General features: G+C 55.8%; 20 protein-coding genes and 1 riboswitch. Of the genes, 6 read left to right on the top strand and 14 right to left on the bottom strand.

Features of this window, described 5'->3' with window-relative positions; genetic code table 11:
* Positions 1-79: 79 nt before the first annotated feature.
* Positions 80-1,396 carry a polysaccharide pyruvyl transferase family protein gene (locus tag VGH19_18355; protein ID HEY1173338.1) on the bottom strand — a complete coding sequence of 439 codons (1,317 nt, stop codon included), beginning with the start codon at positions 1,394-1,396 and terminating at the stop codon, positions 80-82.
* Positions 1,397-1,565: 169 nt separating this feature from the next.
* Here VGH19_18355 and VGH19_18350 point away from each other — a divergent pair, with 169 nt between their 5' ends.
* From VGH19_18350 to VGH19_18340, 3 genes are read left to right on the top strand one after another with little or no spacing between them, the layout of a single operon-like run.
* Positions 1,566-3,500, top strand: a complete 1,935-nt coding sequence (locus VGH19_18350; GenBank protein ID HEY1173337.1) for a DUF1592 domain-containing protein — start codon at positions 1,566-1,568, stop codon at positions 3,498-3,500.
* Between the two features lie 18 nt (positions 3,501-3,518).
* Positions 3,519-4,913 carry a DUF1552 domain-containing protein gene (locus VGH19_18345; protein HEY1173336.1) on the top strand — a complete coding sequence of 465 codons (1,395 nt, stop codon included), beginning with the start codon at positions 3,519-3,521 and terminating at the stop codon, positions 4,911-4,913.
* A gap of 20 nt (positions 4,914-4,933) precedes the next feature.
* Positions 4,934-5,479, top strand: coding sequence for a DUF1697 domain-containing protein (locus VGH19_18340; protein HEY1173335.1), 546 nt, complete (start codon positions 4,934-4,936; stop codon positions 5,477-5,479).
* A 32-nt stretch (positions 5,480-5,511) separates the two neighbouring features.
* On the opposite strand, the gene VGH19_18335 is transcribed toward VGH19_18340, so the two are convergent.
* Both VGH19_18335 and VGH19_18330 read right to left on the bottom strand, forming a co-directional pair.
* Complete coding sequence (locus tag VGH19_18335) at positions 5,512-6,048, bottom strand: pyridoxamine 5'-phosphate oxidase family protein (GenBank protein HEY1173334.1); 537 nt, start codon at positions 6,046-6,048, stop codon at positions 5,512-5,514.
* 77 nt (positions 6,049-6,125) lie between these two features.
* Positions 6,126-6,347 (bottom strand): YgaP-like transmembrane domain, encoded by a 222-nt coding sequence (locus VGH19_18330; GenBank protein HEY1173333.1) that lies wholly within the window; start codon positions 6,345-6,347, stop codon positions 6,126-6,128.
* A gap of 58 nt (positions 6,348-6,405) precedes the next feature.
* Between VGH19_18330 and VGH19_18325 the strand changes: the two genes are divergently transcribed.
* Positions 6,406-6,858 (top strand): DUF5069 domain-containing protein, encoded by a 453-nt coding sequence (locus VGH19_18325; protein HEY1173332.1) that lies wholly within the window; start codon positions 6,406-6,408, stop codon positions 6,856-6,858.
* 145 nt (positions 6,859-7,003) lie between these two features.
* Positions 7,004-8,491 (top strand): tannase/feruloyl esterase family alpha/beta hydrolase, encoded by a 1,488-nt coding sequence (locus tag VGH19_18320; GenBank protein HEY1173331.1) that lies wholly within the window; start codon positions 7,004-7,006, stop codon positions 8,489-8,491.
* 227 nt (positions 8,492-8,718) lie between these two features.
* Here VGH19_18320 and VGH19_18315 read toward each other — a convergent pair whose 3' ends face one another.
* The 11 genes from VGH19_18315 to VGH19_18265 all read right to left on the bottom strand — a co-directional run bounded on the left by VGH19_18315 (position 8,719) and on the right by VGH19_18265 (position 19,527).
* Complete coding sequence (locus VGH19_18315) at positions 8,719-9,498, bottom strand: hypothetical protein (protein HEY1173330.1); 780 nt, start codon at positions 9,496-9,498, stop codon at positions 8,719-8,721.
* A gap of 7 nt (positions 9,499-9,505) precedes the next feature.
* Positions 9,506-10,570 carry a DGQHR domain-containing protein gene (locus VGH19_18310; GenBank protein HEY1173329.1) on the bottom strand — a complete coding sequence of 355 codons (1,065 nt, stop codon included), beginning with the start codon at positions 10,568-10,570 and terminating at the stop codon, positions 9,506-9,508.
* Positions 10,571-10,700: 130 nt separating this feature from the next.
* Entirely contained in the window at positions 10,701-10,919 is a 219-nt protein-coding gene (locus tag VGH19_18305) for a hypothetical protein (protein ID HEY1173328.1), read from the bottom strand.
* Positions 10,916-11,455: a DUF6036 family nucleotidyltransferase gene (locus VGH19_18300; protein HEY1173327.1), complete on the bottom strand. Its 540-nt coding sequence runs from the start codon at positions 11,453-11,455 to the stop codon at positions 10,916-10,918. Before VGH19_18300 ends, VGH19_18305 begins: the two co-directional genes overlap by 4 nt.
* 103 nt (positions 11,456-11,558) lie before the next feature.
* Positions 11,559-13,523 carry a phosphomethylpyrimidine synthase ThiC gene (gene thiC, locus VGH19_18295; protein ID HEY1173326.1) on the bottom strand — a complete coding sequence of 655 codons (1,965 nt, stop codon included), beginning with the start codon at positions 13,521-13,523 and terminating at the stop codon, positions 11,559-11,561.
* Between the two features lie 109 nt (positions 13,524-13,632).
* A riboswitch (TPP riboswitch) is annotated at positions 13,633-13,777 on the bottom strand.
* A gap of 186 nt (positions 13,778-13,963) precedes the next feature.
* Positions 13,964-15,193, bottom strand: coding sequence for a CofH family radical SAM protein (locus tag VGH19_18290; GenBank protein ID HEY1173325.1), 1,230 nt, complete (start codon positions 15,191-15,193; stop codon positions 13,964-13,966).
* Positions 15,183-16,064, bottom strand: coding sequence for a menaquinone biosynthesis protein (locus VGH19_18285; protein ID HEY1173324.1), 882 nt, complete (start codon positions 16,062-16,064; stop codon positions 15,183-15,185). The genes VGH19_18290 and VGH19_18285 overlap by 11 nt, the downstream gene beginning before the upstream one ends.
* A gap of 6 nt (positions 16,065-16,070) precedes the next feature.
* Positions 16,071-16,826: a Fic family protein gene (locus VGH19_18280; protein HEY1173323.1), complete on the bottom strand. Its 756-nt coding sequence runs from the start codon at positions 16,824-16,826 to the stop codon at positions 16,071-16,073.
* Positions 16,823-17,959 carry an aminofutalosine synthase MqnE gene (gene mqnE / locus VGH19_18275; GenBank protein ID HEY1173322.1) on the bottom strand — a complete coding sequence of 379 codons (1,137 nt, stop codon included), beginning with the start codon at positions 17,957-17,959 and terminating at the stop codon, positions 16,823-16,825. Before mqnE ends, VGH19_18280 begins: the two co-directional genes overlap by 4 nt.
* Entirely contained in the window at positions 17,956-18,861 is a 906-nt protein-coding gene (locus VGH19_18270) for a UbiA-like polyprenyltransferase (protein ID HEY1173321.1), read from the bottom strand. The genes mqnE and VGH19_18270 overlap by 4 nt, the downstream gene beginning before the upstream one ends.
* Before the next feature lie 108 nt (positions 18,862-18,969).
* Entirely contained in the window at positions 18,970-19,527 is a 558-nt protein-coding gene (locus tag VGH19_18265) for a UbiX family flavin prenyltransferase (protein HEY1173320.1), read from the bottom strand.
* 751 nt (positions 19,528-20,278) lie between these two features.
* Here VGH19_18265 and VGH19_18260 point away from each other — a divergent pair.
* The gene (locus VGH19_18260) at positions 20,279-21,025 is read left to right on the top strand and encodes a hypothetical protein (protein HEY1173319.1); all 747 of its coding nucleotides are present in this window, start codon (positions 20,279-20,281) and stop codon (positions 21,023-21,025) included.
* Positions 21,026-21,030: the final 5 nt, after the last annotated feature.

The raw sequence follows: 21,030 nt of genomic DNA, 5'->3' as shown, positions 1-21,030 counted from the left end.
TCTCGAGCAATTCAGCCCCTCGCCTCCATCAGTTGGCTGAACTTTACTTTCAGAGTATTCTTCTGACGTCAGTTTGCTTTCACGCACCGATGACCTTCTTCAACACCTTCATTTGCGCCGCTGACCTCTCTTCCACGTATGCCATGGCCTGCTTCACCTGAGCCTGCGCCGCCGGGTAGTCCTTATGTATTCCCATGAGTATCTCGAACATTTTCGTCGCTGGCGTGCTGTCGAATTCAGGTGCCCATCCCTCCAAGCCGATATCCTTGAACATCCAGCATTTCGGCGAGTGGAACTCGGAGAAGGTGTGCATCATGGGAGTGCCCATTGCCAGCGCCATGATCGGCGTGTGCGGCTCATGGCAGATCACTGTGTGAGCGCGCGCATAGAATGAGCACGCCTCATCAACAGCCCAGAAATCGTCCAAGTTCACCACGTGCTTCTTCAAGTTGTCCGGCAGCGGGTCATAGACGAACTTTTTGTTATACTCCATCTCCTTGAAGACCTCTGGTGCGATGACCACTTTCCAGCCCGTTTCCTTGACCCACATGGCGATGAGATCCTGATAGACTTTCGCGCGGCGCTTGTCGTCGGCGATATTTTCCGGCGTCGGATTCAACGGATTAAGTTTCTGCGGCCGCTTGTCATCCACGCCTGGGCTGCTGGGCGTATGCGTGCGGAGCTGGAGGGTAATAAATTTCTTCGGTTCCAAACCATGCTTCTTCATCCGCGCAAGCGCTTTCTCCTCATCGCGCACGTCGATGCCGAAGCAGCCATCCGGACCGAATTCGAGTACGGGCGGCTTTACTCCAACTTCCTTGAGCATCTTGAGCGTCTTGGAGTCGCGGCAATAGATGTAAGCGGCGCTATTCAGGAGGGCGATGTTATCCGCTCCCTTGGGACCCGTGACCATGTCCGGGAAATAGGACTGGCCTTGCAGACCCCAAGGTTTGCCGATCTTGCGGCAGTAGGCCATGAACGTGGTGTCCTGTCCCATGCCGGGACCCCGAAGGAAGAAATCGGCGCGGTTGACCGCCTGCTGGACCGGACCGTCTTTTTCGGAAAGCGAACCCTTCACGATCTCCAGCTTGGGGAAGCGCTTCATGAGCATGGCGTCCACTTGCGCGTTGGTATTGGCGGCCCAGAGGATGACCTTCACCTGCGGCAGATGCTGCTCCAGGAAGCGCAAAGTGCCCGGTGTGTGGCCGACATCGCCGATGTTCTTCGTCGCCCAACCGCAATGCAGTAAGACGGTTTTCTGGGGCTTGGTCGTCTGGGCGATTCCCTGGATGCTGAGCGCACCGAGCGCCAAGCCGGAGGTTTTGAGGAAAGAGCGGCGAGAGGTCAATTTTGTGATGGCGCTGTTGGCAGATGGGTTGATGGAAACTTTTTTCATGAGATACGCGTAGCAACGCCTTATAGGGTGATAGATCGCCAAAAACGGTAATGGATATCGGCCTCGTCGGCAATCCCCAAACGAGACTCAGCACCTTGATCATGAGTCCCCGAATAATGATTGAGCATCCCTTGAATATTCCTGATAGTGCGGGCTTCCAATGATGAGAATGTCCAGTGTTTTTAGGACGGGTGTGAAGGCGATGGCTCTTTTCGCGATGGCCTTGGCCATGGTTGCGCCTTGCCATGGCGCGGCGTCAGGGGCGGCTCCGGCGGTGGTGGAAGACAAGGACTTTGCGGCGTTGCAGGCGGAGGCCAAAAAGGTTTTCAAGGATGATGTCGATCTGTTCATCAGGAACTACTGCGCCAAATGCCACGGCATCAAGCGGCAAAGGGGTGGGATCAACCTCGAGTTCGCCCTCAAGAATCCGGGTGACCCTGCTTCGGTCGTCCGCTGGAAACAATCGGTCGGGAGTGTAAAGACGCATGACATGCCGCCGGAGGACGAGGACAAGCAGCCGACTGAGGAGGAGCGTCAGAGGTTTTTGGCCGGGATCAATCAGGTCAAGTATCTCAGCCCGAAAGATCCCGGTGAATTCGTGATCCGTCGCCTGACGAAGATGGAATATGGGAACACGCTGCGCGATCTCTTCGGCGTGGATGCGTCCATCGCGCATGAGCTGCCGGATGAGGTGTTCGGCGCGGGTTATCTGAATACATTGTCTCCGCTGCAATCGGAGCAATATCTCGGCATCGCGAACAAGGTGCTGGAACAGATTCTTGCGCCGGATGGCAAAGCTCCAACGGCGTTGCAGAAGCGGCTCTTTGGCAAGACACCTTCGACGAAAGGTGAAAAAGAAGCGGCGCGGAACGTCGCTCGATCATTGGCGCGGAGTGCGTATCGGCGTCCGCCTACGGAGGCGGAATTGGATGTGCTGATGCAGGTGTTCGCGCTCGGGCGGGAGAACAAGTTTTCCTATCAGGCATCGCTCGGGCTGATGCTGAAGGGCATTTTGGTTTCGCCGCAATTCCTCTTCATCACGCCCGCGAGCGAAGTGGAGAAGGGGACCAAGATCGTGCCGCTGGATGATTATCAACTGGCTTCGCGTCTCTCGTATCTGATCTGGGCGACGATGCCGGATGCCGAGCTGTCCGCGCTCGCGGATGGTAAGAAACTTCACGAGCCGGAGATACTCAAGGCGCAAGTGAAACGCATGTTGGCGGATCAGCGTTCACGTGCGTTGTTCGATGGGTTCGGCGCGCAGTGGCTCGGCTTGGGTGCCTTGGCGGACAAGACGTTTGATGCGGCGAAGTTCCCGCAGATGACGCCCGCGATGCGCACGGCGATGTATGATGAGGCGCGCCTGTTCTTCGAGAGCATCGTGCGGGAGAATCGCAGCGTGGTGAATTTCGTGGACAGTGATTACACGTATCTGAACGCCACCCTCGCGACGGTGTATGGGATGGAGAAGAGCGTCACGGGGCCCGAGATGCGCAAGGTGAAGCTCACAGATGCGAATCGCGGTGGCATCCTCGGCATGCCGGGTGTGCTGGCGACGACGTCGTTCCCGAACCGCACCAGCCCGGTGCTGCGCGGTGTATGGGTGCTCGAACAAGTGCTGGGCGAGCATGTGCCGCCTGCGCCGCCGAATGTGCCGTCATTAGAAAAACAGGATGCGAAGAAAATCGAGAGCATGACGTTGCGGCAGCGCACGGAGTTGCATCGGAAGGACGCCTCATGCGCGAATTGCCACAAAATCCTCGATCCGATCGGATTTGGATTGGAGAACTTCGATGCCATTGGACGCTGGCGGGATAAGGATGATAGCGGTGGGCCGATTGATGCCGGTGGTGAGTTGCCGGGCGGGAAGCGTTTCACCAAGCCGAAGGAATTGAAGGTATTCATCGCGGATCGGAAGGATGATCTCGCGCGGAATCTGACTTCGAAATTGATGGCTTATGCCTTGTGCCGCCAGATCGAAGGGTATGATGAGATCGTGGTGGATAAGATAATGGAGGCCGTTGAAAAGGATGGTTACCGGATGCAGACGGTCATCGCGGAAATTGTCACAAGTTACCCTTTCACTCAGCGCCGGTTGCAGTAAGATACTTATAGAAGCACCATGAAAACCAACTACCTGATCGACCGTCGTACGTGCCTGAAGGGGTTGGGCGTCGCCTTGGCGTTGCCCATGCTGGAGAGTTTTGGTTGGGCGGCTCCGGGCCAGAAGACTTACAAGCCGCCGGTGCGCATCGGTTTCATGTACATGCCGCACGGCGTGATCATGGATCAGTTTTGGCCGAAGGATGCGGAAGGTTTTCTCACCAGTCCGCCGCGTGCTCTGGCCGCGCTGAAGCCGGTGATGGAATACGTCCTGATGATGAAGGGCATCTCAGGCATCGCGATCTCGCCGTTCAATGGCGCACCGCATGCGCTGGAACTTTCGACGTGGCTCACGGCGACGTTGCCGGATGCGAACAAGCGCAATCAGATCAACATCGGCATCTCGGCGGACCAGGTCGCGGCCAATTATATCGGAGCGATGACATCATTGCCGTCGCTCGAGTTGGCTACGATGCCGCAGACGCATAAGGAAAATCAGGAAGGGTTGAACGAAGGGTATTACTCGCACTGCAGTTTCCGTTCACCCACGCAGGCAGTTCCTGCAGAGACGAATCCGCGAGCGGTATTGAACCGGCTTTTCAACAAGACCGGACTTACGGCGGGGACGAAGTCGCCTGAAGCCATGCGCCGTGAAGCGTTGGATCGCAGCATGCTGGATCTGGTGCTGGGTGGAGCGAAGGATTTGCGCCGGACGCTTCCGCAGATCGATCAGCACAAGCTGGACGAGTATCTGGACAGTGTGCGTAGTGTAGAGCGTCGCATCGCGGCTATCGAGTATCGGCAGAAGGAAGCGGCCTTGGAGAAGGCGGGTGTGAGTGTGGCCAAGCGCAACGCGACGGATTCTCCGCCCATCGAGGTGAAGATCCCGATCGGCGACAAGCGCAGCGAATACATGCAGGTGATGTGCGATCTGAACGTGCTGGCCTTCCAGACTGACACGACGCGCGTGAGCAGTTACATCGGCTCCACGCCGAACGGGGTTTCCTATCCGGAACTCGGCTTCTCGGATGCGCACCATTCGCAGACGCATCATAACAATGAGGATGGGAAGGTGGGCAAGGTCGCCGCGATCACGGAATTCAACATCGCGCAGTTCGCTTACATGGTGAAGAAGATGCAGAGCTTGAAGGAAGGCGACGGCACGTTGCTGGATAATTGCATCATGATGTGGGGCTCGGGCCTTGAGGACGGCAACAAGCATACGCGTGAGAATCTGCCGTTCATCGTCGCGGGCAAGGGCGGTGGTTCCCTGAATACGGGTCGTTACCTCACGGGCATCAAAGGCAACCAGGGCGATCTGCTCACGACGTTGTTGGATTGCGCTGGTGTGCCGATGGACCGCCCGATCGGGCTGGCCACGAAGCAGATCACGCAGATGAAGGCTTCGGCGTAAAAGCGGGACATCTTCAAGCGATGAAGCGCACGGTTTACCTCATCCTGTTTCGGGGCGTGGGTGGGAAGACGCAATTACCCGTCCAGCAGTTGCGCGAGAAACTTACGGATGCGGGTTTTGAAAACGTGGCTACTTATATCAATAGTGGCAACGCCATCGTCCGCAGCCGACTGAGCCGCAAACAGGTCATCTCCACCATCGCAGACATCTGCCGCAAGGAATTCGATTTCGACAAGGCGATCTTCGCACCGACACTCGCGGAGTGGGATGATTTGATCGTGTGTAATCCGTTTGCGAAGCATGCAGCGGAAGCGCCGACGTCAGTGCATGCGGCGTTACTGGAGAGCGCGCCGAAGAAGGAAGATGTGGAGCGGATTCGTGCGTGTGCGGTGAAGGGGGAGGAGATCGAGATTGTGGGCGATGTGGCGTTTCTGCATACACCGCACGGGTTTGGCCGAAGCAAGATGGCGGAGAAGTTCGATAAATGGATCGGAGTGGTGAACACGGCGCGGAATTGGAATACGGTGCTCAAGCTGGCGGAGTTAGGACGAGTGGCTGAGAAATAGCCAAGCCTCAAAAATATCAGCAGCTTTGATCACTACACTTTCAGCTTACCTTCCACAGAATCATCCAGGGTTTTCCCGATCGCAGCGCCAATAATCATTTTAATACCGGCGACGGCCATGCCGTGTTTGGTATCCCAATAATAGCCCTCATACGGTTCGAATTTGATGATGCTGATGCGCGGATCATTCTGCCCCTCGGTGAACCACGTTTTCATGGTTGGGTTCCAAAGGTCTTGGATGCGTGCCTTGTCATGTGACGCCGTGGCGTTGCCCTCGAGGATCATGAAATCTGTGTAAGGCGATCCTTGGAAATAGAGGCGCACATGCGGATTGCGTGCCAATTCCTCATTCTTATGGCTGTCTTCCGCACTCAGGAACCACACGTTGCCGTCATCATCTACTTCCTGCACGGCCATTGGTCGGGCACCTATGGAATTAATTGTGCTGGCAGCAGTGCAGAAGAAGCAGGATTTGGCTTTATCCACCAGTTCACGAATCTTGCCGACAGCGTCTTGGCCCCGGAGGTCCTGGTGATGTTCTTCCGTCTGGTTCTCGCCGATAGAATTCATGGAAAAATGTTCCACACATCGGCCCCATTGGCGTGGTAGGTCTTAACCTGACTGCGGAGATAGAACAGAGTATTGAATCAAAGTTTGGTCTTGATGCCGCAAGCGCGCAGGAAACACCAGCCACGGATTGCCTCAACGGTGACGAAGATGCCAATCAAGCCCAAGACGATTCCCAGCCACGCAGTCGAACGGTAGAAAGCGACACCGGAGGCGATAAAGAGGCTCAGGGCAGTCACGGCCCGCATCACGCGGCCTTTCGTCTCGATGTTGGGATCGAAGAATCGTTTCACTGCGGACATATTACTCCAGATGCCACGGCTTGCGAATTGAATTGTAACGTGCTTTATTCCGGCTCTCATGGCTAAACCATATCCGACGATCATTCCGGGGCTTAGGAGCCCATCCGACCAAGTGAAGGGCCTGGTTTATTTCGGGCGTATGCTGGACAAAATGCGTCTCGCAGCTGCAGGCAAATTACCGGATGAATGGCAGGCGATGCGTGGCAAGGCGTCAGCCATGACGTTTGATGCTCGGTGCTGCCGTTTTCTAGGCATCGACTACCACGTGCTGGAGGCGGAGGTGCTGAAGGGTGGTAGTGACGAGCAGGTGTTGGAGTGGGTGTTCCAGACCGGACGCAAGCCCTCCGACGAAGATATCGAGATATGGAATGCCTTCATGAGCAAGCGCGGCTGGCGGGATGCGGGGACGCAACGCTTGAACGAACGCCTTGAGGAGATCGGTCTGCCTGCTGGGACAGTGCAGACGATGTTTGAGTTCATCGATGTGGATGAAGGGCGGTTGAAAGTTTGAAAAGCGTTCAAGGGCCACGGCAAACGGCTGCTGTCCTCGCTATGCTTTCACGTCCCCATGGCTTGGCCCATAGCGGCAACGCGCCAGAGTGTACCATCGACGCCCCGCCCTGCCCTGCTTACCATCCCCGCACTAGCACATTCCCATGAACAGAAAGATTTCCTCCCTCGCGCTCGCGTTGCTGCTCAGTTGCTTTTCCGTCTCCGGCCAGACGGCGACGACGCAAAGCAGCGCAGATAAATCAGCCGCATTACGCGCGCTGAAGATCGACACCGCGACAATCACCAGCGTGGAACGCGATCCCTCGGGCACACGCACGATCGTGAAGCTGACGCTCAAACCGGCGAAAGGCTCGAATATTCAGGTGGAGGTCTGGCTGCCGGATGCGGAGAAATGGAATGCGCGCTTCCTCGGCCTGGGCAACGGCGGTGCGGCGGGAAAGATCAATCCCGGTGGGCTCGCGAGCGCGAGTGCCCAAGGTTACGCCGTCGCCACCACGGATATGGGCACGGCGCCGAATGCGCTCTCGGGCGTGGGCAATCCGGAGGTGTGGAAGGATTTCGGCTATCGCGCCACGCATCTCATGACGGTGGCGGCCAAGCAGATCGTGCGGGCGCATTACGGGAAGGCGCCGGAGTTCTCGTATTTCAGCGGCGGCTCCACGGGTGGTCAGCAAGCGTTGCAGGAGGCGCAGCGTTATCCCGAAGATTACGATGGCATCGCGGCGGCCGTCGCGGCGCACTGCCGCACGCCGTTGCACGCTTACTTCCTGTGGAACGATCAGATATTGAAGAAGTGCCCCTTCACGAAGTCGCAGGATGCCAACATCATGGCGGCGGCGAATGAATACATGGCCTCGCGGGAAATCCCGATCGCCGCAGGCAAGTTCGTCTCCGATCCACGTTGCGATGCGAAGGACATCGAGGCCGTCATCGCCTTGGCGCGAAAAAAGGATAAGACACTCACCGATGAACACGCCGACGCGCTGCGCAAACTCTTCGATGGACCGCGCCATGCCGTGACCGGTGAACGCATCTTCAATGGCATCCCGCTCGGCAGTTCCATCGAGCTGTCGCACGGGCACCTGTATCTCTTCAACTGGGTTTTCGGCGCGGAGAAGAATCTGCAGGAGATCAATTTCGGGGCGGACATCGACACCTACACGGCGAAGCTCGCGCCCTATCTGAACGCAGAGAATTCTGACCTGCGCGCCTTCGAGAAACGCGGTGGCAAGCTCATTATGACCCTCGGCACTGCGGATTCCGTCGTGCCCTACCACGCCTCCATTGATTATTACGAGCGCGTGATCGGCCAGTGCGGTGGACTGGAAAAAGTGCAGTCCTTCTTCCGCTTCTACGTCGTCCCGGGTCTGGCCCACGGCGGCGGCCCGGGCATCAATCAACCGCCCAACCTCCTCGAAGCCGTCCGCGCCTGGCGCGAAACCGGCAAAGCCCCCTTCGCCCTAACCGGCAAACACGCCGAAAACGGCAAACCCACCTGGGAAATGCCCCTCTACCCCTACCCCACCCAAATTGGATGGAACGCCACTAACTCCACCTTTCAACCCGTTGAAGGTAAGCGCGGTGGTGTGGATAAGATTGCAGAACGGTTTCGCCCAGCAGCAACGGAGTAGTAAGGCAAAAGACGCACGAAATTCAAAGAAGCGGCTGCCCTCAACCTCCAACATTGGTAGAGCGGAGTTGCGCTAGGCTGACCTTTTCAAACGATAGTCGTTAAATGTTGGGAACGGATTCAACAACCATAGTACCCGCCTCGTGGAAAGAGTTAGGTTAAAGCCACAAGTTTGCTCTAACAGAAGTCGTCTTTCAGGCCTCTTACATGCCATATTGTATAGCAAAACTAGCTAAGGAGCCTCAAGCGTTTCATTTCACTAACTAACGCCGTCAAGTTGCCCACCTTGTCTGAAGCTTTTGATTTGAGAAAAGATTCTTCTTCTGGCGACAAAGCCATAGGAATAGCTGCCGCAAGCATCTGATCGCCTATCATCTGGAGCGCGCGAAGCGGGTAGGCGACGATCGCATGATCAGGATCGAACACATAGAGAAGTGATGTGTCAGAAAGATATGTCCCCAACGTCTTGCGTAACCCTTGCCTATTCACAAAGTCAAATTCAGGAGAAAATTCAGGCTCGCTAAATCTCGCTTGCTGGTAATTAGCCGCCTCTCGTTTATCAACCAACCAATCTAAAGCATTCTGCAAATCGATTTGTTGGGAAACCAGAGCGTGTCCGGGATACTCGCGATTGAAAGTATTCAGGACACTTTTATGAGTTCCTCTATCAGTGCATGAACTCGGAGTTTGACCAGCGATCGCCTTCACCGAAAAGGATGAATGGCCCACGTGAAAAGCGCATATTTTCCCAAGCGCTAGCGCAGAGCGAAGTGTATAAAATGCGGAATAGTATAACTTCACTGTAGCCCAAGTGCCGCATTCCGACTGAATGCCACGCAACGCATCCATAAAACTAACCCAAGCCGAATAGTAAAGGTCTACAGCATCTTCAAGTAGCGCTCTCTCTAAAGTCACTGCCTCAACTGGAGTAATCACTCTTAGGCGAATGTCTGCCTTTGAAATCCCCACCGGCAGGAGTCTTGAGACATATGCATCTCCTTTGGGCATACAAGCGCTAAAACTTCAATTTTTTTGCACCTGCTGCAATTTTAGGATTAAAACGCTCAGTTAACATCTCCGACACTGCACGCAGTGCAGCTCGACCCTGGAGACCTTTGAGATGCGACCTAAGAATGACTGCATGCGAATCCAAATCAAGCGCTTCATTGATAGTTTTGAACTCAAAAGAGCCTTTTGAATTACAATAAGGAACGAGCCTGTTCTTGAAAAAGTCGACTGCGCCCGAGAATCCGGCAGCGGTCAGAAACACGTTGTCTTTGTCGGACCAAAGACCAGCATACCACCCCTTCAACACTTCAAAGAAATTGAGCAAAGCAGACGCCTGCATTTGAAGTTCGATTATTCCGACCTGTTCAAAGACTCCCTTGTCTTCCACAAGGGGCTTGAGAGCGGTAACGACTGTGGACAAGTCGACGCCGTTGCTTTGCTTTCCAGCTACCCGCCCCTTCTTTACCTCTGTGTTTGGAAGGCGAATCAAACCATTGAATGGCGATTCCTTCTGATCATTCAACTGTTCGGCTATATCACGTGCACGCACTGCTGCTGGATCGACAACATGATCGCTTGCAACATCATAAAGGTCATAAACCAAGCTTCGTGCAACGGGTTTCTGTTCAGTATTAATCGAAAGGAAAATATCGGCACATTCTTGCGTAGAGAGATTCTGATAAAAGGCCACTGGAACTTCCAAATCGCCAATTGATTGTTTCGCTTTAATTGCCGCTCGTATCCCTTCAACTCGATGTTGCCCATCAATTATTTGAGCAGCCCGGTCTTTAAGAGGAACAGTGATTTTATTGCCCGTTATTTTCAATTTATCGTGAGTATCAACCCAATTAAGAATTATACAGTTTGGATAGTCGCCACCTTTTAATGTGAAGTCCTTTACACTGTCGATACGACGAGGGTTAAGAATTCTTTGGACAGCCCCCTCTTCTTTGTCACGATTTCGCACTGATGCATAGCTGATTTGAACCAAATCCCGAGCGGGAAGCATTGTCAGAAAGAACTTCCGATTATTCTGATTTAGTGTAACTGCTAGATGCGTGCGTGTCTTCATAGATGGTTGGTCAAATAGTAGAGCGCAACACTCGGATATGTCACGCTTTCAAACAAACCTCCGCGCCCTTCTCTACAAACTCCGCTAGCGCAGGTTTTCGAGTTTTGGGTTGTTAGTTTCGTGTCTCTCATCACCCAAGCCTAATCGCCATAGGAAACGGCTCTCCATAAATCCGCTCGAAAAGCAACCGCTTGCGCTCCTCAGCAGTGATATCCGCAGGCAAGGAGGCCAATACCATCCGGCGGGCCGCTACGAACATATCCGCTCCCATGCGGAAGCGTTCCGCACCAGAGCGCGCCATGAGCCGGGCACGAACCATCTCAGCGATCTCCGGAGGCGTGTCACTCATGGTTTGCATTGCTCCCATAAGCTAGCCACTCCCAACTCTTGCGTCCAGTGCTGGATATAGGCCGCATCAAAGCCTGTATCCACGAGATTCTTCACATCTCGCAACTGCTGCTCAGAATGAGAATCCTTGGCCCAAAATAATTTGGAGATGATGAGGTCTTCCTTGCTCACGATCCATGTGAAAAAATCTTCGATCTGGATGCGCTGACGGCGGCCAAACTCCATCTGCCGGTAAGCGATATCCTTGCGAACAATACAGTCCACCTTGATGACGCTTTCCAGATGGATCAGATTGAACATGGAATGATTCTGGATGGAACTCATCACAGCATCCCGCGAGACATAATAGTCCGACGAGAAGGCCTTGATGATACCCTCTACATCCCCCGGAGCGAGCGCCACCACGACATCGATATCACGAGTCATGCGCGGCTGGGCGTAGTAGTTCATCGCCATCGAACCCGTAAGCATGAAAGCGATGCCTCCCCGCTCAAGGCGGATGGAAACATCGCGTACAATATCAAGTTCGTTGAGCATTAGCCGATGACGCGCCCAACGCGTCTAAAATCTATCACGCCTTCGAATAAACTTCTGAGCCCTTCTTCCGCCTACACTAAGGCTTCGGCGCGACACGCCACTCTTAGGCCTTTGAGTAAACTTCTGCACCTTTTTCGACAAATTCTTTACTCTTCTCCTCCATCCCCTTCTTCAACGCCTCTTCTTCAGCGATCCCCTGCTCTGCCGCGTATTTCCGCACGTCTTCCGTGATCTTCATGGAGCAGAAATGCGGGCCGCACATGGAGCAGAAGTGGGCGGTTTTCGCGCCTTCTTGCGGGAGGGTTTCGTCGTGGAATTCGCGCGCCGTGACGGGGTCCAGGCCGAGGTTGAACTGGTCTTCCCAGCGGAATTCGAAGCGGGCTTTGCTCAGGGCGTTGTCGCGATATTGCGCGCCGGGATGGCCCTTGGCGATGTCCGCCGCGTGGGCGGCGATCTTGTAGGCGATCACGCCGTCTTTCACGTCCTTCTTGTTCGGCAGGCCGAGGTGTTCCTTCGGCGTGACGTAGCACAGCATGGCGCAGCCGTACCAACCGATCATAGCGGCACCGATGCCGCTGGTGATGTGGTCGTAACCGGGCGCGATATCCGTCGTGAGTGGCCCCAGCGTGTAGAACGGCGCTTCATGGCACCACTCGAGTTGCTTGGCCATGTTTTCCTCGATCATGTGCATGGGCACGTGGCCGGGGCCTTCGTTCATCACTTGCACACCCTTTGCCCATGCGCGCTTGGTGAGTTCACCCTGCACCTGGAGTTCGCCGAACTGCGCCTCGTCATTCGCATCCGCGATGGAGCCTGGCCGCAAGCCGTCGCCGATGCTGAAACTGACGTCATACGCGGCCATGATGTCGCATATCTCGTCCCAATGGGTGTAGAGGAAGCTCTCCTTGTGATGCGCGAGGCACCACTTGGCCATGATACTGCCGCCGCGGCTGACGATACCCGTCATGCGGTTCGCCGTGAGCGGGATGAAGCGCAGGAGCACGCCGGCGTGCACGGTGAAATAATCCACACCCTGCTCCGCCTGCTCTATCAACGTATCACGATAAATCTCCCACGTAAGGTCCTCAGCCTTGCCACCGACTTTCTCCAACGCCTGATAAATTGGCACAGTGCCGATAGGCACAGGTGAATTGCGCAAGATCCATTCGCGCGTGGCGTGAATGTTCTTGCCGGTGGAGAGATCCATCACGGTGTCCGCGCCCCACTTGGTGGCCCAGCGCATTTTCTCGACTTCTTCCTCGATGCTCGAAGCGACGGCACTGTTGCCGATGTTCGCATTGATCTTCACGAGGAAGTTACGCCCGATGATCATGGGCTCCAGCTCCGGGTGATTCACGTTCGCCGGGATGATGGCGCGTCCGGCAGCGACTTCACTGCGGACGAATTCAGCGGTGATCTCATTCGGGATACGTTGCGGGAAGCGGCGGAAAACGCTGGGCGAATATTCGCTGTTCGGCAACTGCGTGGAACCAGCGTGCTGCTTGTTCAGGTCGTTACGAATATTGTCCTTCGCGAGGTCCGCCATCTTCGCCCGGCCCATGTTCTCGCGGATGGCGATGTATTCCATCTCCGGCGTGATGATGCCCTGCTGCGCATACCAGAGCTGCGTGACGGGATGGCTCTTCGCCTTCAAAGGCTGACGGCGATTGCCCAGCAATCCGGGAAATTCCACGAGGCGGTTGCGTTCCGCCTTGCTGGCGAATTCCGCGTGCTTGCCGGAGAGGTAGCCATTGTCCATGGGCTTCACCTCGCGGCCTTCGTATTCGGCCACGTCACCGCGCTTCATGATCCAGTCACGGCGCAAGGCGGGCAGACCTTCATCCGAGCGGCCGGTGAAGGCGGGATCGCCCCACGGACCGGAGCAATCATAGACGCGCACGGGCGCATTCTTCGTGACAGCACCGGTGTAGGACTTCGTATCGCCGACCTCGATCTCGCGCATGGGCACGCGGACATCCGCATGGAGCTGGCCCGCCACATAGACGCGCTTGGACTTGGGCAACTGCTCGCTGCTGTGCGGTTCGATGGAGTCTTTCGGTGCGATCATATTTGAAAGTGTAAAGTTTTCAGTTTCAAGTTTTCAGCCAGTCAGCCAGCGCCTACACGCATATACACATTCATGCTGACTTGGACCGGGATGAGGTGAAGGTGGGAAGTCGCACTGCGACCGCCATCCCTTCGCCGGCATTACCCGGATCAGGTTCAAAGGGTCTCCAGTGCACCCGCACTGAACTCTCAGCCTTTAGCATCCGCCTGAACTCGCATTGCAGGCGAAGCTGGTTGGCTCCCCGGAACGTCCCGAAGCTAGGCCGCGCTTCCTCTCCCGTCAATAGTGGGGCACCGACGAATCCCACCGCCCCGTGCTGCCGGCTTCCAGCCGGCAGTTCAAGCGCTCACGACGAAGCCAACAACCTTTTCTCCCCTTACCCTGGCGGCAAAACAAACTCGCTTTCTACTCACACACGAGCTTTGCAAACGATAGCCCCCTTACTGCCGGCTGGAATCCGGCAGCACATTGGTTTCCACCTTCGGCTCCACCAATCGATACCAATTATCTCTCTGCTTCGGCTCATACCCCAAATCCTTGATCAGCCGCTGCATATCCGCCACGCCCATGCGGAACGTCGTCCCCGCCGCGCTCACCACGTTCTCCTCAATCATGATGCTGCCGAGATCATTCGCACCATACTTCAGCGCGATCTGCCCGATCTCCTGCCCCTGCGTGACCCAGGAACTCTGGATGCTCGGAATGTTATCCAAGTAAATCCGCGCCAGCGCCTGCATGCGCAAATACTCATGCGAGCCGACCGTCGGCGCCTTCAACACCGCGTTCTCCGGCTGGAACGTCCAGCAGATGAACGCCGTGAACGCGCCACCGTTTAGCTTCCCCTGCTCCACTTGATCCGCGAACCACACGGCTTGCTCGATCGGCGTGCCCCGTGCACCCAAGCGCAACAAAGACTTCTCCTGCTGGCTGCGCACGACCTCGAGATGCTCGATGCGTTCATCCACCGTCTCCACATGACCGAACATCATCGTGACCGAAGTCGCGAGGCCCAGCGCGTGCGCCTTATCCATCACGCCCATCCACTCACCCGTGTTCGCCTTCAACGGTGCGATGCGATTCCGCACGCGATCCACGAGGATTTCACCACCGCCACCCGGCAAGCTGCCGAGCCCCGCCGCCGTGAAATCTTTCAGCAATTGCTCGACGGGTTCTTTGAAAAACTCTTGAAACGCAATGAATTCGCTCGGACTGAATCCATGCACGTTGAAGCCCGGATACTTCGCGCGGATATGTGAGAGCAGATCGAGATACCATTGCTTCGTGAGCTTCGGATGATGCCCGCCCTGCATGAGGATTTGATTCCCCCCGAGCGCGATGGTCTCCTCGATCTTACGATCCATCTCATCCAGCGTGATGACATACGAATCCGCATCCTTCTCCGACCGCCAGAACGCGCAGAACTTACAATACACATTGCAGACATTCGTATAGTTCACGTTGCGATCCACGATGTAGGTCACGATGTCGTTACCCTTGCCACCATGCGCCTTCGCACGCGCCAGTTGCTTGCGTCGATCCGCCAGCGCACCGAGTTCCTCCAGCGGCAACGCATACAGACGGCGCGCTTCGACGGCATCGATGCGCCCGCCATCCCACACCTTCTGCAACAACTCATCCAATGTCGCGTCGTAGATCATGCTATGAAACATACTTCGGCGGATACGTCGGCCCCAGCCCGTGCTTGTTCAGCAGCTCGATGAATTTCGCGATGCCGCGCTTCTCATCGCTGCCCATGTGATAATGGATATGCCAGCCGAGGTAATCCTTCCGGAAATCGAGATCGTAAAGCGTGTTACTGCTGATGATGTGATCCATCGTGTCCAGCCCGAAATCACGCGCTTCACGCAAAAGTCGGCGGAGCTTGCGATTCTCCTGCCCGCGTTGCAGCGCCCACACCGCATACACAAACGGCAGGTTCGTCAGCTCCATCCAAGCGGTGCCGAGATCCCACACTTCAGCCTCAGGATTCGCACGACGAAACTCGATCGCCGCATTGCCGATGAGCAACACCGCATCGTGATTCTTCGCCGCATCGTAGCTCTCGAGCGGCTTCAACTCCGGCTTCCAGCCCTTCTCCGCGAGCAACACCTTCAGCAAGTTCACGCTCGTGCAGGAAGCCGTGTCCAAGAAAATTTCCTTCACCTGCTCCAGCGGCACCTTGTGCACCAGCACCACGCTGTACACCTCGCCCAGCGAGGCGATGCCCATACTGTCCAGAATGTCGTAGCCATCGTTCAACAACGCTTCCGTGATGCTGAGCAACGCCGCGTCCAGCTCACCCGACTTCAACATTTTCGCGAGCTTCGAAGGCGGCTCAAACACAATCTGGTCTTCCAATCCCCGCGTCAGCGGCACCGCGTTCAGATATGGCACCGAACCCACGCGGAATGGCGCGAGCGAATCTTCCAGCTCATACGCACGCTGCTGTTGCACCGCGCGTTGTTCACGCTGGATATTATGCGCCAATTCATCCGCCTCTCTGGGCGAAGCCATGCGCAATTTTGGAATCTCGTCACTCATGCACTTCTATTCATCCGTTCCCAGATACAGATCCAGCGAACGCTCTACCGCTTGAAATATCACCTGATAAAACGGTGTAAAATTTCCACGATCCCCTTCATCCATCGCCGTGATATATTCCGCCCGCCGCTCCGATTGGATCACCGACAGCGGATACTGATGCTTCAAAAGGATCAGGTTCATCAGCAATCGCGCCGTGCGCCCATTGCCATCCACAAAGGGATGCACCTTCGCTAATCGATAATGCGCATCTGCCGCCAGCTTCACCGGATGCGCCTTTTCCTTTGCCAACCACTCGATGAACTCCGCCATCAGCGTCGGCACTTTCTGCGGATTCGGCGGTATCAACGGACTGCCCGTCACAAACACGCGCATGTTCCGATAACGTCCCGCCCAATTATCATCGATGTTCTTCAACACCACCGCGTGCAAATCCAAAATATCACGCTCGCTCACCGGCTCCGTTTGCTGCGCCTTCGTGTAGAGCAGCTTCACCGCTTCGTTGTGATTGATCGCTTCATGGATCTCCCGCAGCGATTTGCTTCCCGCTGGCGTGATCCCTTCATCGATCAGCAACTGCGTTTCCCGCAGCGTCAGAGTATTTCCCTCGATCGCATTGGAGGCATGCGTCAGCTCGATGCGCAGTTTATGCTCCAGGCTGCGGACCAACTCCGGCGGCAATGGCTGCATCCCGGCCAGTCGCTGCTGCTTGGCAGTCAACGCGTCCAGATACGCCTGTAATGCTGGAGGAAAATCACTCATGCCGTCGCCATCGCCTCCTCTTTTTTCACACCCGCGTCATCCCACACCTTGATCGGCTCGTAGAACGTATTCCGCTGCACCGGCGTGCGGCCCACCTCGCGGATGGCCTTCACCATATCCGCTTCCTTCTGTGCTTGCGGCGATTTCGCACCCGCCATGTGGAAGATATGCTCCTCCACAATCGTGCCGTGAATATCATCCGCACCGTAGTTCAACGCCACCTGCGCGAGCTTCGTACCGAGCCCTACCCAATACGCCGTGATGTGATCAAAGTTATCCAAGTAGATGCGACTCACCGCGATCGTCCGCAGCGAATCAAATCCCGTCGGCGGATGATCCACCGGAATGCGATTCCCATCTGGCTGATACGCCAGCGGGATGAAGCCCACAAACCCATGCGTCTCATCCTGCACGGCACGGATTTGTCGCAAATGATCCACGCGATCTGGCAGCGACTCCACATGACCAAAGAGCATCGTGCAGGTGCTGCGCCCGCCCAGCTTGTGCCAGGTGCGATGCACATCTAGATACTCCTCGCCGGATTCCTTACCCTTCGCGATCTGCTGCCGCACTTCCTTGCGGAAAATCTCCGCCCCACCACCCGTCAACGAATCCAACCCCGCCGCCTTCAATTCGCGCAACGTCTCTTCCACGCTCTTCTTCGCCAGCCACGCGAGATGCAAGATCTCGATCGCCGTGAAGCACTTCAGTTGCAACTTCGGCTCCAGCGCCTTCAGCGAGTGCAACATATCCGTGTAATAACTGAACGGCAGCGAAGGATGCAGCCCGCCCACGATATGCAGTTCCGTGATGCCGATGCTCTGCGCTTCCTTCGCCTTCGCGACGATCTGTGGCACCGTCAGTTCAAAGCCATCCGCATCGCGCTTCTTCTTCGAGAACGAGCAGAACTGGCAGCTCAGGATGCAGTAGTTCGAATAGTTGATGTAGCGGTTGACGATGTAGCTCGCGCGATTCCCCACCTTGCGTTGCCGCGCGAAATCCGCGATGGCGCCCACCGCGTTCAGATCCTTGCTCTCCAGCAGGCGCAGCGCGTCCTCATCGGTAATGCGCGTCCCCGCGACCACCTTCTCGTAGATGTCGCGCAACTCACTATGTTTTAAGACAAAGCTCATCGGTCGTAACGAAAACCAACAAAAGTCACTTCAGCCACCGTAACACACATGAATACGATGCTCACCACGGCGTTCAAACGGAAAAAAGCATTATTCACCCAATTAATGCTGCGCCGCCGTGCCAGCCAATGCTCGAACACGATGCTGATGCCTATCATCAGGTAACCGATGAAATAGGCGATACGAAAACTCGCCAGGAATCCGAAGAGCGCCAGCAGCACCAACATGATCACATGCGCCAGCGTCGCCGCTTGCAGCGCATTCTTCGGCCCCCACCGCACCACTAGCGAGTGCAGACCCTTCTTGCGATCAAACTCATAATCCTGGATCGCATAAATGATGTCGAACCCGATGAGCCAGAGCAACACGATGACCGCCAGCATCAGTGGCAGCGCGAACCCTTCGCGTATCGGCGTGAAATCCACCGTCCCCCGCACTGCGATCCACGCACCGATCGGCGCCAAAGCCAGCGCCAGGCCTAACCACACATGCGTGAAATCCGTGAACCGCTTCGTCAGCGAATAAAAACACACAAAGAACAACGCCACCGGTGACAGATAGAAACACAGCGGATTCAGCATGTAAGCCGCAAAGACCATCAGCCCGCCGCTCAACGCACACAGCGTCCACGCACTCGCCAGCGATATCTTGCCCGCCGGCAGATGCCGCTCCGCCGTGCGCGGATTCTCCGCATCGAACTTCCGGTCCACGATGCGGTTGAACGCCATCGCACACGTCCGCGCTCCTACCATCGCTAGCAAGACTAAGCCGAAAACGCGCCATCCCGGCCAGCCCTTCGTGTCCCGCGACGCCAGCGCCATCGACGCGATGGCAAACGGCAGCGCAAACACCGTATGGCTGAACTTCACAAACTCCGCCCATTTTTTGATCGTCGAAAACATCTTAAATTTTCTACTTCGTAATCGTCCTCGCCCTCAAATCTTCCTTCTCCCCTCGGAGGGGAGAAGGATTGAGGATGAGGGGTGCCCCCATTCTACCTTCTGCGTTCTTCATTCTTCCTCTTCCTTCCACCTAGCCACCAGCTTCTGCGGCAACCCCAAATGATCCATCACCCTCGCCACCACCGTATCCACCACCTGCTCCACCGTTTGTGGACACGTATAGTAAGACGGATTCGCCGGAAGGATCATCGCCCCCGCCAGCAACAGCAGTTCAAAATTCTTCACATGGATCAGACTCATCGGCGTCTCACGCGGCACCAGGATGAGCTTCTTCCGCTCCTTCAGCATCACATCCGCACACCGCAGCAGCGAATCCGAACTCACCCCATGCGCTACCCGCCCCAACGTGCCCATGCTACACGGGATGATCACCATCGCATCCGGTGGATTCGACCCGCTCGCGAACGGCACATTCATGGACTTATGACTATGCTGCAGCACCCCCTCCGGCAGCTTCAGCCCTTCGCCCAGCTCCTCCGCGATCACCTGCGGCGCATACTGGCTCAACATCACATGCACCTCATGGACGCGACAATCGATGTTATCCAGCAACCGCTGGGCATACATCGACCCGCTCGCACCCGTTATGGCAATCAAAAGTCTCATCTCATTCGTTCGCATCCGAACTGACCACCCACTCAATAACCCTTGAGGCTTCCACTTCCCTCGCCCCTCGGAGGGGAGAGGGCCAGGGTGAGGGGTGCCCGACAACATCTTCACAATGACCCTAGAAATATGGATACCCCCCGCCCGCACCGCAAGGCCTCCCTTGCACCTACCAGCGCGCCTAATCCCCTCCCTTACCACACCTTCTCCGCATTTCGATGTTCGGAGTTCGATGTTTTGGCCAGCCGGTGCAACCGGTGTTCGATGTTTCCCATCTGTCTCCTTCATAATTCATCCTTCATACCTCATACTTTACCGAAGGGGGTAGGACATTGGCTGTCCATGTGAATACTGTGAATAACTTATCTTCCCACCTCGAAACAAACTGATTCCCAATTACTTACACAGAACCCATCACCACCAATCAATATAGGTGCTTCAATCACGCAACAGCCCTATTGCCCCGAACGGGGCAAATGCCACGGGTGACCAAAGGGAACCCGTGGTTAACCGTGTTAAAAAACACCGCCCCGGAGGGGCGGATGAACCAGAAACAAGAACTAACCTCCCCTCATTCCCATTTGACCAATCACCCGCTTCCCTTGATATTTCAGAAAAGCGAGCACCAGATTCCACAATCCATTTTACCAAATGAACTGGCTCGACACAGAAACCAAAAGCATCCTCTGGAAGTCAGCCACGTATTTCATCACGTGAGCCGGCTCACCCTGCCCGGTCTAATTGAGAACACATGTCAGACCGATTTCTAAATCTGGTCGCCATCACCGTTATCACCCATCTGGAATTTTTCTGGTGCCAGATTCTCGCGGTTACACATGGCGGATATGTGTGGATTCTTTTACTGTCCCCCGTTCTGCTCGCCGTTATGATCGCTCTGCTTTGGCAGGATGTCAGCCGCCTTCAACGCTTTGGTTTATTCCTGTTCACCCTGTGCTTGAGCTATCTCATGCTGGAAACCACGGCTCTTCTCACACGGGGGCAGCCAGGTATGAACGCCATCCGGGCAGGACTTGAATTCATCGGCATTGAAGCCTTTTTAGGAAGTATCACCCTTTTCGTTCTATTTTTATTGCCCATTCCGCAGTCGATACGTCTGCCCTACCGTCTATCCGCTGCCGTCATTCTATGCACTGGCTGCTTGCTCGCTCTCGCCTGCCTATTCCCACGCAAGGCGTGGAGCGAAGGCAACTTCGATTCATCTTCAGCTCCACGAGGACTGCTCTCCTTCAGGCAGGAACCTTATCGCAACTGGCAATCTAGCCCTTTGTATCACAATCTAAACATCCGTACCGACTGGCCCCGCCTCGCCCGCGAATGCGCCGCCATCCTTACCATTGGCCTCGGATCATGGATCATCATTCGCCGCCGCGAACAATCCGGCCTCATCCCCATTCCCTTCCATCTCCAATTCAGACCAGCTTCGACGGCATCTGCAACTACGGGTGAGCAACAAGAACCAGTGGTTCACCGTCCTTAAAATTC

Source organism: Verrucomicrobiia bacterium, from assembly GCA_036405135.1.
In the GTDB taxonomy this organism is placed as follows: domain Bacteria; phylum Verrucomicrobiota; class Verrucomicrobiia; order Limisphaerales; family JAEYXS01; genus JAEYXS01.
This window is presented reverse-complemented; position numbering and strand designations above follow the sequence as displayed.

Bases quoted from the DNA above. Each gene is read 5' to 3' on its own strand.
- VGH19_18355 (HEY1173338.1), bottom strand. From the start codon at position 1,396: ATGAAAAAAGTTTCCATCAACCCATCTGCCAACAGCGCCATCACAAAA.
- VGH19_18350 (HEY1173337.1), top strand. From the start codon at position 1,566: ATGTCCAGTGTTTTTAGGACGGGTGTGAAGGCGATGGCTCTTTTCGCG.
- VGH19_18345 (HEY1173336.1), top strand. From the start codon at position 3,519: ATGAAAACCAACTACCTGATCGACCGTCGTACGTGCCTGAAGGGGTTG.
- VGH19_18340 (HEY1173335.1), top strand. From the start codon at position 4,934: ATGAAGCGCACGGTTTACCTCATCCTGTTTCGGGGCGTGGGTGGGAAG.
- VGH19_18335 (HEY1173334.1), bottom strand. From the start codon at position 6,048: ATGAATTCTATCGGCGAGAACCAGACGGAAGAACATCACCAGGACCTC.
- VGH19_18330 (HEY1173333.1), bottom strand. From the start codon at position 6,347: ATGTCCGCAGTGAAACGATTCTTCGATCCCAACATCGAGACGAAAGGC.
- VGH19_18325 (HEY1173332.1), top strand. From the start codon at position 6,406: ATGGCTAAACCATATCCGACGATCATTCCGGGGCTTAGGAGCCCATCC.
- VGH19_18320 (HEY1173331.1), top strand. From the start codon at position 7,004: ATGAACAGAAAGATTTCCTCCCTCGCGCTCGCGTTGCTGCTCAGTTGC.
- VGH19_18315 (HEY1173330.1), bottom strand. From the start codon at position 9,498: ATGCCCAAAGGAGATGCATATGTCTCAAGACTCCTGCCGGTGGGGATT.
- VGH19_18310 (HEY1173329.1), bottom strand. From the start codon at position 10,570: ATGAAGACACGCACGCATCTAGCAGTTACACTAAATCAGAATAATCGG.
- VGH19_18305 (HEY1173328.1), bottom strand. From the start codon at position 10,919: ATGAGTGACACGCCTCCGGAGATCGCTGAGATGGTTCGTGCCCGGCTC.
- VGH19_18300 (HEY1173327.1), bottom strand. From the start codon at position 11,455: ATGCTCAACGAACTTGATATTGTACGCGATGTTTCCATCCGCCTTGAG.
- thiC (HEY1173326.1), bottom strand. From the start codon at position 13,523: ATGATCGCACCGAAAGACTCCATCGAACCGCACAGCAGCGAGCAGTTG.
- VGH19_18290 (HEY1173325.1), bottom strand. From the start codon at position 15,193: ATGTTTCATAGCATGATCTACGACGCGACATTGGATGAGTTGTTGCAG.
- VGH19_18285 (HEY1173324.1), bottom strand. From the start codon at position 16,064: ATGAGTGACGAGATTCCAAAATTGCGCATGGCTTCGCCCAGAGAGGCG.
- VGH19_18280 (HEY1173323.1), bottom strand. From the start codon at position 16,826: ATGAGTGATTTTCCTCCAGCATTACAGGCGTATCTGGACGCGTTGACT.
- mqnE (HEY1173322.1), bottom strand. From the start codon at position 17,959: ATGAGCTTTGTCTTAAAACATAGTGAGTTGCGCGACATCTACGAGAAG.
- VGH19_18270 (HEY1173321.1), bottom strand. From the start codon at position 18,861: ATGTTTTCGACGATCAAAAAATGGGCGGAGTTTGTGAAGTTCAGCCAT.
- VGH19_18265 (HEY1173320.1), bottom strand. From the start codon at position 19,527: ATGAGACTTTTGATTGCCATAACGGGTGCGAGCGGGTCGATGTATGCC.
- VGH19_18260 (HEY1173319.1), top strand. From the start codon at position 20,279: ATGTCAGACCGATTTCTAAATCTGGTCGCCATCACCGTTATCACCCAT.